The 15,184-nt window shown below is 65.8% G+C and carries 15 protein-coding genes and 1 pseudogene; 8 read left to right on the forward strand and 8 right to left on the reverse strand.

Going from position 1 to position 15,184, the window contains the following annotated elements; all coding sequences use genetic code 11:
- Positions 1-99: pseudogene (locus V9L17_RS09685) on the forward strand (HNH endonuclease); the annotation flags it as partial.
- Between the two features lie 40 nt (positions 100-139).
- Here the strand turns inward: V9L17_RS09685 and V9L17_RS09690 are convergent.
- Together V9L17_RS09690 and V9L17_RS09695 are read right to left on the reverse strand one after the other, a co-directional pair.
- A complete protein-coding gene (locus V9L17_RS09690; protein WP_337351516.1) occupies positions 140-1,075 on the reverse strand; it encodes a 5'-3' exonuclease in 936 nt (311 codons plus the stop codon).
- Positions 1,076-1,106: 31 nt separating this feature from the next.
- Positions 1,107-1,355 carry a hypothetical protein gene (locus V9L17_RS09695; RefSeq protein ID WP_443198025.1) on the reverse strand — a complete coding sequence of 83 codons (249 nt, stop codon included), beginning with the start codon at positions 1,353-1,355 and terminating at the stop codon, positions 1,107-1,109.
- A 321-nt stretch (positions 1,356-1,676) separates the two neighbouring features.
- On the opposite strand from V9L17_RS09695, the gene V9L17_RS09700 reads away from it, so the two are divergent.
- From V9L17_RS09700 to V9L17_RS09730, 7 genes are all read left to right on the forward strand, one after another.
- Positions 1,677-1,835: a hypothetical protein gene (locus V9L17_RS09700; RefSeq protein WP_337351265.1), complete on the forward strand. Its 159-nt coding sequence runs from the start codon at positions 1,677-1,679 to the stop codon at positions 1,833-1,835.
- A gap of 98 nt (positions 1,836-1,933) precedes the next feature.
- Positions 1,934-3,232, forward strand: a complete 1,299-nt coding sequence (locus V9L17_RS09705; RefSeq protein ID WP_337351266.1) for an SWIM zinc finger family protein — start codon at positions 1,934-1,936, stop codon at positions 3,230-3,232.
- A complete protein-coding gene (locus V9L17_RS09710; protein ID WP_337351267.1) occupies positions 3,229-4,680 on the forward strand; it encodes a DUF5691 domain-containing protein in 1,452 nt (483 codons plus the stop codon). Before V9L17_RS09705 ends, V9L17_RS09710 begins: the two co-directional genes overlap by 4 nt.
- A gap of 136 nt (positions 4,681-4,816) precedes the next feature.
- Entirely contained in the window at positions 4,817-5,752 is a 936-nt protein-coding gene (locus V9L17_RS09715; protein ID WP_337351268.1) for an ATP-binding protein, read from the forward strand.
- A gap of 44 nt (positions 5,753-5,796) precedes the next feature.
- Positions 5,797-8,145: a DUF5682 family protein gene (locus V9L17_RS09720; RefSeq protein WP_337351269.1), complete on the forward strand. Its 2,349-nt coding sequence runs from the start codon at positions 5,797-5,799 to the stop codon at positions 8,143-8,145.
- Positions 8,142-9,338: a VWA domain-containing protein gene (locus tag V9L17_RS09725; RefSeq protein WP_337351270.1), complete on the forward strand. Its 1,197-nt coding sequence runs from the start codon at positions 8,142-8,144 to the stop codon at positions 9,336-9,338. The genes V9L17_RS09720 and V9L17_RS09725 overlap by 4 nt, the downstream gene beginning before the upstream one ends.
- A 98-nt stretch (positions 9,339-9,436) precedes the next feature.
- Positions 9,437-10,708 (forward strand): MFS transporter, encoded by a 1,272-nt coding sequence (locus V9L17_RS09730; protein ID WP_337351517.1) that lies wholly within the window; start codon positions 9,437-9,439, stop codon positions 10,706-10,708.
- Here the strand turns inward: V9L17_RS09730 and V9L17_RS09735 are convergent.
- The 6 genes from V9L17_RS09735 to V9L17_RS09760 all read right to left on the reverse strand — a co-directional run bounded on the left by V9L17_RS09735 (position 10,705) and on the right by V9L17_RS09760 (position 15,179).
- Positions 10,705-11,790: an acyltransferase family protein gene (locus V9L17_RS09735; RefSeq protein ID WP_337351271.1), complete on the reverse strand. Its 1,086-nt coding sequence runs from the start codon at positions 11,788-11,790 to the stop codon at positions 10,705-10,707. The two genes, V9L17_RS09730 and V9L17_RS09735, sit on opposite strands and share 4 nt — an antisense overlap.
- Before the next feature lie 287 nt (positions 11,791-12,077).
- Positions 12,078-12,545, reverse strand: a complete 468-nt coding sequence (locus V9L17_RS09740) for a DUF805 domain-containing protein (RefSeq protein ID WP_337347230.1) — start codon at positions 12,543-12,545, stop codon at positions 12,078-12,080.
- 208 nt (positions 12,546-12,753) lie between these two features.
- Positions 12,754-13,251 (reverse strand): Gmad2 immunoglobulin-like domain-containing protein, encoded by a 498-nt coding sequence (locus tag V9L17_RS09745; protein WP_337351272.1) that lies wholly within the window; start codon positions 13,249-13,251, stop codon positions 12,754-12,756.
- A gap of 84 nt (positions 13,252-13,335) precedes the next feature.
- Entirely contained in the window at positions 13,336-14,004 is a 669-nt protein-coding gene (locus V9L17_RS09750) for a cyclodeaminase/cyclohydrolase family protein (protein ID WP_337351273.1), read from the reverse strand.
- 82 nt (positions 14,005-14,086) lie between these two features.
- Positions 14,087-14,275 (reverse strand): hypothetical protein, encoded by a 189-nt coding sequence (locus V9L17_RS09755; RefSeq protein WP_337351274.1) that lies wholly within the window; start codon positions 14,273-14,275, stop codon positions 14,087-14,089.
- A 151-nt stretch (positions 14,276-14,426) separates the two neighbouring features.
- Complete coding sequence (locus V9L17_RS09760; protein ID WP_337351275.1) at positions 14,427-15,179, reverse strand: GAF and ANTAR domain-containing protein; 753 nt, start codon at positions 15,177-15,179, stop codon at positions 14,427-14,429.
- Positions 15,180-15,184: the final 5 nt, after the last annotated feature.

Here is a 15,184-nt window from a genome sequence, read left to right on the forward strand (position 1 = left end):
ATCGACAAACCACCCGGCTGGACCTCACCCACCGGACGCCACTACCAAAGCGAACACCAAGACTGGGAACCACCCCACTGGCCACCCCAAGTACTGAGCGAACTGGTTCCCGACCAGCACCTTTAGCGCTGGCCCAAGGCTAGCGCTGGTCCAAGGCGGCCAGCAGCCGTTTAACAGAGCTGCCCAGATTCCAGTCGACAGCAAGACGCTCCAGTTCGGCGCGCGAGTCGGCTCCGACGGGATGAAGTTGCGCTCCGGCTTCCTCGAGGGTGGGCAACTTGAGGTCGCGTACCACCTTCACTACCGTGGGCGCGACCATGAGGTAACCGGCAGCGGCTTCGAGTCTTGCCCGCACGGATGCGGAAACGCCGCCTCCCCCGTCAGCTGCCGCCGCGAGCAGATTGTCCAGCGTGCCGAACTGCCCGAGCAGCGACGCGGCGGTCTTCTCACCGACACCGGCGACGCCTGGCAGCCCGTCCGATGCGTCGCCGCGGAGCGTGGCATAGTCGGCATACTGTTGGGGCAGCACGAGGTACTTGCCGACGACGACCACTTCCGTCAACACTTCGAGGTTCCTCATCCCTCGCGCCGTGTAGATCACGCGCACTTGGCGGGCGTCGTCGATCACCTGGAATAAATCGCGGTCTCCCGTGACGACGTCGACCGGAAACTCGGCGTGGCTGGCGTACGTGCCCACGACGTCGTCCGCCTCGTGCTCGTCAGCCCCGACGACGGCTATGCCAGCGAGGTCAAGCACGTGGCGGATCATCGGAATCTGGGCCTCCAGCGCATCCGGAACAACCTCGATATCGGCTGCATCCGTCATGACCTCCGCGACCCGGTGGGCCTTGTAGGTCGGAATGAGATCCACCCGCCACTGCGGGCGCCAGTCGTTGTCCCAGCAAGCGATCAGGTGCGTCGCACCATAATCGGTGGTGAGCCTGGCAATCATGTCCAGAAGGCCGCGGACAGCGTTCACTGGTGTCCCGTCGGGGCGACGGATGCTATCCGGCAGGCCGTAGAAGGCGCGAAAGTACAGTGACGCGGTGTCGAGCAGCATCAGGCGGTGTGGCATACCTGATCCTGACACGGATGCGCCAGCAGCGTTAGACCGCGCCCGCCCACCGTGGCCCGGCGGGCTGACGGATCGGCCTGATACGGCCATGAAGGTCAGCGGCCGGAATACGCCGGACCTCATGGGGCTGGACAACCGGGAGGTCGTAATTATCCGGCCGCGCCTCCTTCACGGCCTTCGGGCAGAGATCGGTGATGTGTCCCATGCCGGCATACTCACGCACCTCGGCAATGCCGGCAACCGCTGCGGTCTTGGTGTCAAAGGCTTTGGAAATGGCCATCACCGTTCCATCCGGTGCTGTGAGCCGAAACCTGAAACAGGATTCGGGGTCCACGTAAAGTTCAAACATGCCGGCCATGGCTCTCCTCAAGTCTGCGCGATCAAACCCCGCGACGGCTTTGCCGCTGAGCTGAGGGACGCGACGCTGCGTCCCTTACCGCTGGTTTTGTTGTGCAATCCCATTGATCGGTGCATCAAGTTCCTAAAGAGTCTCGCTCAGCCCTGGGAGGGTGCGCAAGAGTCTTCAGTTAAGCTCTCCGCGTTCCCGAGGGCCTTGCACGCGGGCCTTTCGCAGGTTAACTGGCAGGCCTACGCTGGTGGCATGCCTCAACCCCGCGTCAGCGGCGTCGAGCTCTACTACGACGAAAACGGTAACGGGGTCCTTGTCCTGGGCCTCCACGGAACGCCCGTTTCAGCCGCGGTATGGGAGGACGCAGGCAAGGGACTGGGCCTGCTCGGCGGCTCAGACTCCTGCACATAGCCGGACGTCACGGATCCTGGCAATCTTGTTCAGATCTTGAGGGCCAGGCCGCGCTGCTCACCTTGGCGCTTCCTGTGACATCGGGCACAATGTGCTTCATGGGGCGATGGAGCGAGCAGCAGGTGATAGGCGCCGCTCCCGACGCGTCGTCCCTCGCGGCCGCGCGGAAGCTGGCACGGCCGGGGCCTTGGTCGGATACGGGCAGCAACGACGACCTGGTCTGGGGCAAATGCCAAGGCAGTGGAAAGACGCCCTATCAGGTGAGCGTGGACACCGTGGCCCCCGCCTACCGGTGCTCCTGCCCCAGCCGGAAATTCCCCTGCAAGCACGCCCTGGCTTTGCTGCTTATGTGGTCCCGGGGTGAAGCGGCCGACGCCGGCACAGAGACCGCCGGTTTCGCCCAGGAATGGGCGGCCCAGCGGGCGGAACGGTCCGCTGCGCGGGAAAAACGCCCTACTGATCAGCCGACGGATCCTGCAGCACAGGCGAAGCGGCTGGCCGACCGAATGGCACTGATGGATGCGGGGATCGAGGACTTCGCCCGGTGGCTGACAGATCTGGTCAGGACCGGGCTGGCGTCCGCACGCACCCAGCCGTACTCCTGGTGGGACGGGGTGGCAGCCCGCCTTGTTGACGCCCAGCTTCCGGGTTTGGCTGAACAGGTGAGGGCCATGGGTTCGGACGTACACGCCCGGGCCGATTGGGCCGACCATCTGCTGTTCCGCGCAGGCCGCTGGTGGGCCGTGACCAAGGCCTGGCGCATGAGAGAAATCCTGACGCCGGAGGAGCTCGCCGATCTCCGGGTGGCCGTCGGCTGGGCAGTTCCGACGGCGGACGTCCACGGCACCGAGGCCCTGCACGGTCCCTGGCTGGTCCTGGGCGCCCACCGCAGCGACGACGGCAGGCTCAAGCAGCAACGGACCTGGCTCCGAGCATCCGACGGAACGGTCGTCGTCGTCCTCGATTTTGCTGCCCAGAGTGAGTCCCTGGCGACGCCCCAGCTCGCCGGCGCTGTCCTGGACGCCACGCTCGCACGATACCCCGGCTCCGCACCGAGGCGCGCCATGTTCACCAGCCCCGCCGCACCCTTGGGAACGGCAACCAGCCTGGGCGACGGTGGCAGTATCGCCCAAGCGATGGAAGCCGAATCGGCCGCGGTAGCCCTCTCCCCCTGGCGTGAGCGCCACCCCTTCCTGCTGGGCGGAGTGCGCATCTGTCCTGGTGACCACGGCTGGCTGCGGGACGGAGCGGGAGACGCCCTCCCCCTGGTCGACGCACCATTGGACGCCTTGCTGGCCCTCACCGGCGGTCATCCCGTGGACGTGTTCGGCGAACTGGACGAGGGCCACCTACGGCCACTGTCCGCCGTCGTTGGTGGAACGGTGGTGACGCCATGACCTGGCTGGCCGAGCTCAGGACGGCGGCGCTCGTCGGGACCGCCCGGCATCCGGCACCGCCGCCGCCCAGTGAACTGGGCGTCCGCCCCCCGGAAGGCCTGTCCAGCGAGGAATTGGTGCTTGACCAGGCGGCCCTGGCCGACGCCGTCAGCCGTTCCTCCCGGGAATCCACCACTTTGGCTGCAGCTGACCTGCCCGAGCCAGCCCCACCGGATGATGCCCCCATAGCCTCCGATGCGGCCGCCCGACTGCTGGAACTGCTGCTTACCCAGCCGCCGGTCGGACAGGAGCTTCGGGACATGCTGGTGGCCGATTGGCTCCAGCTGGCCCAAGCCTTCGGCCGACGAGTTCCGCACAGACTGCTGCCTGTGCTGCTGGCTTTGGCGGACACGAAGCCCGGGGTCGCAGCGCTTCTGCAGCCGGCGATCGGTGCCCGGGGCCGCTGGCTTCAGGACCTCAAAGCGCGGGGGTCCGACCTGCCGGCAGCCAGTGCAACGGATTGGGCGGAGCTGAAAAGCGCGGACGCTACCAAAGAACTGGAACGCCTCCGCAGGAGTAACCCTGCCGCCGCCCGCGAATACCTTGCCGCCCACTGGGACACGCTCGGAGCGCGGGAGCGGGCCGCCCACCTGGGCACCTTGGCGATGAACCTCGGGGACGACGACGAGGACCTGCTCGAGCAGGCGCTCGATGACAAAGCCAAGGTGGTCCGAGAGGTTGCCGCCGGCCTGCTCGACCAACTCCCCGCCAGCGCCCGCGCCCGCCGTATGGCCACCCGGCTTCTCCCGCTGCTGCGCGTCAAGGGCGTGCTGCGCAAGCAATTCGAGATCGACCTCCCTTCGGAACCGGACGCGGTCGCCCTGCGGGACGGGATCGCGCCGGACCCACTCAGCGGTGAGCCCGACCTGTTGGGCCGGCTCGACACCGTCGTCCGCGGCGCCCCGCTCGACGTCTGGACAAAGGCCTCTGGCCGCAGCCCCGCGGCAACTGTGGCACTGCTTAAAAGCGAAAAGCGCGTCCTCGAAACGATCCGGGACATTGCCGCACTGCGGGGTGACGGTGACTGGGCTCGTGCGCTCCTGGAGCTCCGCTTGGACTTGCGGCTGCTCAATTGCCTGCCTCAGGATGAGCGCGAAGAGACACTGATCCGGCACATCCGGGCCAGCGCCGCAAACCCCTTCGCACTGGCCACACCGCTGCGTGACATGCCACGTCCCTGGGGAACTGCCCTGGCTGAAGCCGTGCTTGAGCAGATTTCGGCCAAGAACGGCGGACAGCTGGCAAGCATGCTGGCCGACGTCCTGCCCGCGGCACTGCCGCCGCAGGCGGCCGAGCAGGCCCGGCGATTGCTGGAGCGTTCAGACGACGACGCCGCGCGGCGCCGCGTGCTCCGTGAGGCCCTGCAGTACCAATCATTCCGACAATCCCTGACGGAGGCTTTTCCATGACCAATGCCCCTAACGGCACCGATGTCCTTCGCGCCCACGCCGAGCACGCGTACGCCGACGAGCTCAGCGCGCTGGCCACCGTCGACGACCGGCCCCGTCCGCCCAGCTGGCGGCTGTCACCCTGGGCGGTAACGGAGTGCAAGTCACGCCCAAATACCTGGGTTCGGAACGGCTGGTGGAAATCGCAGTGGCATCCCTGGCAACGGACCGGGCCCTGCTCTTGCTTGGTGTGCCGGGCACCGCTAAGACCTGGCTGGGAGAGCATCTCGCCGCAGCCGTTTCCGGATCCTCAAAGCTCGTGGTCCAGGGCACCGCCGGAACTCCGGAGGAGGCACTGAGGTATGGCTGGAACTATGCGCGGCTGCTCGCCGACGGCCCGTCCCGGGCGGCCATGGTCCCCGGGCCGGTGATGCGCGCGATGGAAACCGGAAGCCTGGTTCGCGTGGAGGAACTCACCCGGATCCCGTCCGACGTCCAGGATTCCCTCATCACGATTCTCAGCGAGAAGACGCTGCCAATCCCCGAACTGAACGAAGAAGTGCAGGCACGCAAGGGCTTCAACATCATCGCGACGGCTAACAACCGCGACAAAGGCGTCAACGATCTCTCCTCGGCACTGCGCCGCCGCTTCAACACCGTGGTGCTGCCGCTGCCGGACAGCATCGACCAGGAGGTGGAGATTGTCACCACCCGGGTCCGGAGCCTGGGCGAGGCCCTTGAGCTTCCGGCTGACCTGGCCGCGCTCTCCGAGATCCGAAGGGTGGTCACCGTCATGCGGGAACTGCGCGCAGGCGTAACCCAGGACCAGCGAACCACTCTTAAATCGCCCTCGGCGACCCTGTCGACAGCAGAAGCCATCTCGGTCATGACCAACGGGCTCTCCCTCGCTGCGCACTTCGGTGACGGAACCGTCCGGGCCCAGGATGTAGCGGCCAGCCTGGTGGGCGCGGTGGTCAAGGACCCTGTCCAGGACCGGGTGATCTGGCAGGAATACCTGGAAACCGTCGTGCGGAACCGGCCAGAGTGGAAGGACCTTTACCGGGCCTGCCGCGACCTCGAATCGACCAACTGACTGTGGCTTCTGACCGATTGGCCCTGACCGATGAGCCCTGACCGATGACAGACGTCCACATCCTGGGGATCCGGCACCATGGCCCCGGCTCAGCACACTCCGTCGCTGAAGCACTGGCCAGCCTCAAACCGGATTTGGTGCTGGTCGAGGGACCTCCGGAACTGGACCAGGTCATCCCCTTACTATCCGATCCCGAGATGGTGCCGCCAGTCGCCGGCCTCATCTACGTAGCAGATGAGCCACGGCTGGCTTCCTTCTATCCGATGGCCAGTTTCTCGCCGGAATGGGTGGCGATCCGCTGGGCCCTCTCCACCGGCACTCAGGTGCGGGCGATCGACCTGCCGGCGGCGCACACTTTCGCGCTGCAGATGGCCCCTGCGCCCTCTGTGCCTCCCATGCCGCCGTCGGACGTGCCAACTGTGCCTCCCGTGCCGCCGTCGGACAGTGAGAGGGAGGACGACGACGGCCCCTCCGCAGAAGGTACGGAACCACCTGCCCCTCCACAGCAGCCTTACCGGCCCGACGCGATCGGGATGCTCGCCGCGGCCGCCGGCTACAGCGACGCCGAACGGTGGTGGGAGGATGCCATCGAGCACCGCAACACTGACCCAGTCGACCGGTTCACGGCACTGACCGAGGCCATTGCAGAGATCCGTGCGGCCGACGGCCGGCCGGGCGACCACCCCGACGTGCTGGAAAACAACCGGCGGGAAGCCGCGATGCGGCGCCTGATCAGGGCGGCCATGCGTGAAGGGCACGCACGGATCGCCGTCGTGTGCGGTGCCTATCATGCCCCGGCGCTGGTGCCCGCCGACTTTCCCCCGGTGTCTGCAGACAATAAAGTGCTCGCCGGCCTGCCTAAAGCCAAGGTCGCCGTCACCTGGGTGCCATGGACCTCGGGCCGGCTCAGCCTGCGCAGCGGATACGGTGCCGGGGTCACCGCACCGGGCTGGTACCAGCATCTCTTTTCGCACTGGATGACCCGGGGCTCCGGCCCGGACGTGTCCACCACCTGGCTGGTCCGGGTAGCCCATGCCCTGCGCCGGGAAAACCTCGACGCATCAACAGCCTCGGTGGTGGAAGCGAGCAGGATGGCGACTGCCCTGGCCGCCGTCCGGGGCCGGCCGAGCCCGGGATTGGCGGAACTGGACGACGCCGCCCAGGCCGTGCTGTGCGACGGTTCGCCCCTCCCGCTGGCCCTGGTCCATCGCGAACTCACCGTTGGACTCGAACTCGGGAGCGTGCCGGACTCCGCGCCGACCCTCCCCCTGGCCGCCGATCTGGCAGCCACACAACGCAGGCTCCGGTGGAAGCCCAGCGCCATGGAAGAGGTCCTGACCCTGGACCTGCGCAAGCCTAATCAGCTGGCCCGCTCGGTCCTGCTGCACCGGCTGGCACTGCTCGGAGTGCATTGGGGCGCGCAGAGCGAAACCGGCCGGACCACGGGCACTTTCAAGGAGGTCTGGACGCTCCATTGGCAGCCGGAACTCGCGGTTGCAGTGGTTGAAGCCAGCCGCTACGGCACGACGGTCGCCTCGGCTGCCTCGACCTGTGTGTCCGAACGTGCGCAGGCCGCCGGCAGCCTGGCCGAGCTTAGCGAACTGCTCGCAAGCTGCCTGCTCGCTGACCTGCCCGACGGCATAGGTGGCGTCGTCACGGTACTTGCTGAACGCACGGCCCTGCAGCAGGACGTCGCGCCGCTGCTGGAAACCATCGCCCCGCTAGCCCGGACCTGTAGGTATGGAAACGTCCGCGGGGTTGACGTCACGGGTGTACGGAAGATCCTGGACACAACGGTGGTGCGCGCCTGCGTGGGACTGCCCACAGCCTGCGCAGGCCTGGACGATGAAGCTGCGGACGCCATGCGGCGCGCCATCGACTCGGCCCAGCAAGGACTGTCCTTGATGCCCGACCTGCCGCTCGGCGACTGGCACCGGGCGCTCGCTGCCGTCGCCGGCTCGGACCGGATCCACGGTTCGGTGGCGGGACGCGCCACCAGGCTGCTGCTGGACGCGGGCCTTGTGGACGCGGACGACGTCGCCGCCCGGCTCAGTCGCCGGCTCTCAGTGGCCACTCCGGCGCGGGAAGCCGCTGCCTGGCTGGAGGGCCTGCTCTCCGGCGACGCGACGCTGCTGGTTTATGACCGGCGCCTCCTCAAGATCGTGGACGACTGGGTCGCCGGCGTTGACGACGACGTCTTCGACGACGTCCTCCCGCTGCTGCGCAGGACCTTTTCGGCATTCAGCCAGCCGGAGAGGCGGGAGATCGGCGAGCAGGTGAGCCGCATTGACGACGCCGGGCAAACGGACAGCCAGACAACTCTGGACTTGGCGTCGGCCGGCCCTGCGATCCGGACCATGGCCAGGTATCTCGGATGGGAGGTGGTCGCGTGACGGACGCGAACCCTGATGTCATCGGCCCGCGCGGCCGGCTGAACCGCTGGCGCCTGGTTCTTGGCGGGCAGGCTGCGGACGGTATCAGCACGGCGGACGGCGATAGCGTGGTGCTTTCAACCGCTGACGCGCGCCGGGACCAGGCCCTCGAGGCTTTGTACGGGGCGGAAAAGAACGGCCGTGGTGGCCTCGGCGCCTCCAGCCCACGGGTGGCCCGCTGGCTGGGTGACATACGGAGCTATTTCCCGTCCAGTGTCGTGCAGGTGATGCAGGCCGATGCGATGGACCGGCTCGGGCTGCGCCAATTGCTCCTCGAGCCGGAGATGCTGCGAACGGTACAGCCCGACGTCGGCCTCGTCAGTACGCTGGTAGGCCTCGGCCGGGTGATCCCCGAGCATTCCCGCGAGACTGCCAGGACAGTCATCCGGCACGTGACGAATGAGCTTGAGGACCGCCTGCGCGCTAAGACTGTCCAGGCGGTCTCCGGGGCGCTGAACCGGGCGGCACGGTCCCGGCGGCCCCGCCATCGGGACATTGATTGGGCCAGGACGATCGCGGCCAACCTCAAGCACTACCAGCCCGAATACCGGACGATCGTGCCCGAGCGGCTGGTCGGCCATGCCCGGCGCAGCACCGAGATCCAGCGTGAAATCATCCTGTGCATCGACCAGTCCGGGTCCATGGCCGAGTCTGTGGTGTACTCCAGCGTGTTCGGAGCTGTGCTCAGCTCGCTGCGGTCCGTGCGCACCCGGCTCGTGGTCTTCGACACCGAAGTCGTGGACCTCACCGATGAACTGGACGATCCCGTTGATGTGCTCTTTGGCGTGCAACTTGGCGGCGGCACTGACATCAACCGAGCCCTGGCTTACTGCCAGGAGCAGATCACCCAGCCCACCGAAACGATCCTGGTGCTGATCAGCGACCTCTACGAAGGAGGGATAGCGGAGGAAATGCTGCGGCGCGCGGCCACGATCGTGGGTTCGGGGACCACCATGATCGCGCTGCTGGCGCTGAGCGACAGCGGCCACCCGTCCTTCGACTCGGGCCATGCCGCGGCCCTCGCGGGAATCGGCGTCCCTGCCTTCGCCTGCACGCCCGACCTGTTCCCTGACTTGATGGCAGCGGCCATTGAACGCCGCGACGTTGGCGAATGGGCGGCGTCCCAGGACATTCCGACGACCCACGAAGCGTAGGGGGATGCTGGGGTTTCGCCGGCTCTCTGGCACACCACGTTGAACGGGGCGAGAATAGCCTCGTGTTCCTAACTCGCCGCGGCGGGGACGGCGAAACGATGAACGCTGCCGCCCGAAAGATTCAGCGCATCTATCTGACGTTGACGCTGGGCAATACCCTTGCGGCCTCCTTCATCTGGGGCGTCAACACGCTATTCCTGCTTGACGCGGGGCTGACAAACTTCGAAGCTTTCGCCGCGAACGCCTTCTTCACGGCCGGAATGGTAATTTTCGAGGTTCCCACGGGAGTGATCGCCGACGGTTGGGGCCGTCGGGTTTCGTTCCTGCTGGGCACCGTAACCTTGGCCGGTTCGACCTACCTTTACTACCTGCTGTGGCTGCTGTCTGCGCCGTTCCCCTGGTGGGCCGCGGTGTCGATACTGCTGGGCCTGGGTTTCACGTTCTTCTCGGGGGCGGTTGAGGCCTGGCTGGTGGATGCCCTGCATTTCTCGGGGTACGAAGGCGGGCTCGAGTCGGTCTTCGGGCGCGGGCAGATGGTGTCCGGGGTGGCGATGCTCGTTGGCTCGGTGGCCGGCGGCGTCATTGCCCAGGCCACGGACCTCGGCGTGCCGTTCCTTGTGCGGGTGGGCGTGCTGTTGGCCATGTTCGCGTTGGCGTTTTGGCTCATGCACGACGTCGGGTTCACCCCTGAACGGTCAGCGCACCCCTTGCGCGCGACGCGGGCTGTGCTGTCCGCTTCGATCGACAACGGCCTGAAAATCCCGCCCGTGCGGTACGTGATGCTGGCTGCCCCCTTCAGTACCGGCGTCGGATATTACGTCTTCTATGCCCTGCAGCCGTACCTGTTGGAGCTCTTCGGGGATCCGCGGGCGTACTCCGTGGCCGGCCTGGCGGCGGCAATCGTGGCCGGCGCGGAGGTAGTGGGCGGCTGGCTCGCCCCCCATGTCCGGGGCCTGTTCCGCAAACGCACGTCCGTGTTGATCCTTAGCGCCTGTATCAGCGCGCTGCTTCTCCTGGTGCTCGGGATTACCCAGGTGTTCTGGGTGGCCTTGGCACTGCTGACGCTGTGGGCTGTGGTCGACTCCGCGGCAATGCCCGTGCGGCAGGCCTACGTCAACGACATGATCCCGTCCAAGCAGCGGGCCACAGTACTCAGCTTTGCTTCGCTGATGGGATCGAGCGGTGGCGTAGTGGTCCAGCCGGCGCTCGGCCGGGGTGCCGACGTGTTCGGCTACCCCGCATCCCTTGCCATGGCCGGTGTGATCCAGCTCTTTGTGGTCCCGTTCCTGCTGGCGAGCCGCCGGCAGGGCTCCCCCGCCGACGTGGCCAAAGCTTCGACGACGCCATCGACCGAGGAGACCAGCCCCTAGGTGCCGTAGCGCTTGTCGAACCGTACGCGTCCCATGCGGCCAAGCCTTTCCACTGTGTGCCAGCTGATCACCGCCACGAGCAGGGTCAGCACGATGGCCATCACTGCCACGAGCGGCGGAAGGTTGGCCGTTGATCCGTGGTTGAGCCACAGGATAACCGGATAGTTCCAGAGGTACGCCGCATAGGACACCGTGCCCAGCAACTGCAATGGCCGGGACCATTGAGGCATTTGGCGCTGAGTGGAAGAGGCCAGGACCACCAAGACGGCGGCGGCAACCATGGCCAGGGGGCCGCAGGCGAAAAAGAAAGCCGGGGACTCGTTGGCCTTGGGAAAGAACATCAGCGCACCCAGGACCGCGGCCGCACCAAGAAGGGCCGCCCGCCGGGTGCTGCGCCCCGAGGACCAGCCGGACAGCCGCACACGATACAGGCGCAGTGCGGCACCGATGATCAGCCCGAGGCCCCACGTCGTCGGAAGCGCGTAGACCAGGGAGTGCAGGTGCGGGGCAAGGATCAGCATCCCCAAAACGCTTGCGGCCATTAGTGAATAGACGACGGCGGCCGACCAGCTAATCAGGCGCGCCTGCCGGTTCGTCCGCAGGGCAAGCACCAGGAGGGCCGGCCAGATGAGATAGAACTGTTCCTCCACCGCAAGTGTCCAAAGCGGCCCGATGGCCATGCTGACATCGAACGGCAGCGGCAGGTCCTTGAGGTACCCGAAACCGGCCAGGAGTGTGTAACCGATGATTCCCTCCGACCGGTCCCCGAGGACGTCGGCCATGAGTTCCACGATGGCGTATACGCCCAGGAAGGCGGTCAATGCCGGCAGCAGTCGGAAGGCCCGGTGCGCGTAGAAGCGTCCGTAACGGACCTTTCGGTGCCGCTCGACATCCCTCATCAGGACGCCCGTGATCAGGTAACCGCTCAGCACGAAGAACACAATGACACCGACGATTCCGGCGCCCTGGAAGACTCCGGGCCACGAATGCCCCAGCAGGACGGCGCCAACTGCGGCACCGCGTAGAACATCCAGTCCGCCCAGCCTCTGGCGAACCGTAGTTTGCGGGGCGGCCGTCTTCACGGGTCCACCAATGAGTAACGTCACATAACCTCCGGGGCTTCCGTCCGGCCAGTGCCGGCCTTGGCTGGTCCAAGGCAGGAACTGGGCCCTCGATGCTCGACTGAATTTCGCGGGCGCAAGGCCCGCAGCCTTCCACTCTTCCGGAGTTTTCTGGATGAAACCTGACTGCCGAGCCCCCTCCGGCACGTGTGGGCGGCTGACTGAAGAGGAATGCAGAAGGGCCCGTTCGTCCGAACGGGCCCTTCTGCATGTGGTGGGTCAGCTTCGTGGACTGACCGAGTTGCGAGCTAGACGCCCGCCGGCCTGTCGTACTTCTGGCCTTCCGGTTTGGACGGCAGGATCGTCAGGACCAGCACCGCCAGGGCGCCGATGAAAGGCACCAGCAGGAGCAGGGCCAGCAGGCCGCTGAAGCCGCCGTCGTGGAGACGACGCACAACCAGCGCCAGGGACGGGACGATCGTGGCCAGCCCCCAGATGAGGGCCAGAATGCTTCCGACGCCAAAGTTTGGCGTGCCGTCGGCCGTCGTCGCCGGGCCGCTGATGATGTTAAGGACAATGCTCACAGCAAATGAAACAAGGGCCCACCACCAGAACTCGCTTCGGCTGGCCCGGCCGGAGAAGGTGGCGTACTTCTTGAAGAACCGCTTGACGGCAGCCGGGAACGGCGCTCCGTAGTACGGTGCCCAGAGCGGCGGCTCGCCGCCCTGGAAGGTCTGCGGCTGTGCCTGCTGCTGCGGGTATTGCGGATAGCTCATGGTGATTTCCCCCAAATTTGAGTGATAGGACGAGGCCATCGTACGACTCCACCCGGGGAAGTTTGGCATTTCAATGGACAAAATTTACCTGAACTTACGAAGCGCAGGCGCAATGGCCCCAAGCTGTTCGGGCTTCTCCTTCATGTCCTGAATCAAAATTACTGCGGCTGGACTGCCTCCCCTATGGCCTCACGCCACGGGGCAACCGTCAGGCAAGGAGCGGGATGCGGAAGACTTGGCCGGGAAAAATCAGGTTCGGGTTGCTGATTCGATCCCTGTTGGCTTGGAAAATGTCGTCGGCCGTGGTGTTTTGTCCCTGATCGCGGGCGATCTTTGTCAGGTTGTCACCGCTAACCACTTCGTAGAGCCTGAAGCCCTCCAGCCCCGTGAATACCGTAACCGGGACGACGTTCAGATCCGTCCCGGGCGGATTCATACCGGAGGCGTCTTCGCCGAAAACCTGAAGCATCATGTGGGCGGCCCGGGCCGTGAATCCGCCGAGTGAAACCTGATGCCCAAAGTCACGGATCACCCCCATGCTCCCCGCGCCCTGGATGTTGCCGGTGGCGACGATGTGCCCGGCAGCGTCGAGCACCCGCCACAGCACAGTGGCTTCAAATCCCGTGCCGAAGCCGGCGATCGTAAAGTCCCGGCCAACGACATCGCCTGATTTGGGCTGGCGGACTTCGATGAGTCGCGGTGCCATGGCTTACCTCCCACTGATCGGTTCGGTTCACCCTGAACTTACGGAAGTGCCGTTACTGAGGCGTTATTGCTGAACCTTCCGGGCTCACCCCAACGGCGAGGCGTCAGTGGGGGCGGCCCGGTGGTCTATTTTGCCCGTCAAGCCGTCGATGCGGTCCAGGGCGGCATTGAAGCGCTCAACAGTGGCCCACAAAACGGGATGCTGTTCCCGGATTTGTTCGAGCGTGGCACCGGCGGCGGTCAGTTGCGCCAGGTCAAAACTGACGTTGGTGCGTGCCCCTGTCACCGCGGCGCGCAGGGCACCGAACGCGACGACGACATCGGAAATGAGCGCTGGGTTTCCGTTGGATGCCAGCCACCCCAGGTCATCGATGGCGTCGATAGCGCGTTCGCCGAGCACCGCCGATGCCTTGGCGGCCTCGATGGAGGCACGGTGTATCGCGTCCTCACGTTGCGGCCCCGGTTCAAGCCTGAAGGCAGCCCCGAAAGCAGCAGACGCCGAAGCATCGTCGTCGGCCAGCCGAAGAGCGGCCTCCCGCAGGGAATGCGCCCGCGCGTGGAGATCGTTGAGCTCCCCGTGCTGGGCCGCCCCTGGTTCCGTGTATCCGGCAACCATGGACGTCAGTGACGCGGCGATGGCCAGCATCACTCCCGTGCCGGCCCCACCGCCCGGCGAACCGTGGGACTCCGCTAAAGCCCGCGTCCAGTCTTCAACCGTCGAACGTTGCGTTGTAACCGCTTCAGAATCAGCCATGACTCTAAGTTAGCGCTACGGTTGAGGCTCAATGCGTGGTACGCCTTCCAATGAAAGGTCCGCCGGCGGGGCCGTGACGACGCTAAACGCTTGCGTCCGGCCATTGATCCGGGTCGTAGCCGTGCAGGCCTGGAATGCGGCGCGGCCTTTGTGCTTGGTCAGGACGGTCCTCATGAACCTTCTCACCGCTGTCTGCCGATTCAGAAGCTTCGTCTCCGGCCTGCTCCTGGGCTTTCTGACGTTCTCCATCGTTGTGCTTGCTGTCAGCCATTCGGTGCTCCAACCACTCAGAGTGGGGGTCCATCTGCCTGAACCACTACGGAAACAGTAGCTTCAGGAGTACTTGCGGACACGCCGGATCGGCTCAAGATCCGGGCAATATTGCCTAAACTCCAAGGAACGGAACGTACAGGGGAAGACCCCTAGCCGCGGTGGCGAGTGAGGATTTCTCCGCTGCGGGCGAGGTGGTCGGCGACGTCCCTGAGTTTGATATTGGATTCGGAACTGGCCCTGGTCAGGATTTGGAACGCCTGTTGGGAGCTGATTTTGAACCTTTCCATCAGGATTCCCTTGGCCTGTCCGATGAGGTCTCGTGTGTCCAGGGCATGGTTGAGCTGGCTGATTTCCTGTGCCTCGGAAAAAGCGACCGCCGCGTGGGCGGCTACCAGCAGGCCGACCTGTTCTGATTCCTGATCGAAGACGTCAACGTCGTCGCCGTACAGGTTGAGGGCGCCCAGGTTGTCCCCCTCGACGAAAAGCTGGAATGACAGCATGCTCCGGGCACCGGCGTCGTTGGCTGCGCGCGCGAAATCCGGCCAACGTTGCTCACGGCCCATATTCGGGACCCGGACAATCCGTTCCTCGTAGGCGGCATCAATACAGGGTCCCTGACCCGTGGCGCTCTGCAATGCGTCCACCTTCCTGGGGAGATCTCCTGAGGCTGCCCGGGACTGGACGGTCCTCCTGCCCATGACGAGACTGACGGAGGCATCGGCAACGTGCGGGATCAGGTCCAGGGCAGCGTGAACAATGTCCACCAGCAGTGCTTCAGTGTCCTCCTCCTGCTGAAGCTCCCGGGCGAGATCGCTGAGCTGGCCGGCGAGATCGCCACCCACCGCCGGTTCAGGCGCAGCGGCGTCCCGGGCTTCTCCCGTCCTGAAGGTCATGTCCTTCATCTCTG

Source organism: Pseudarthrobacter sp. CCNWLW207 (genome assembly GCF_037203945.1).
Taxonomy (GTDB): Bacteria; Actinomycetota; Actinomycetes; order Actinomycetales; family Micrococcaceae; genus Arthrobacter.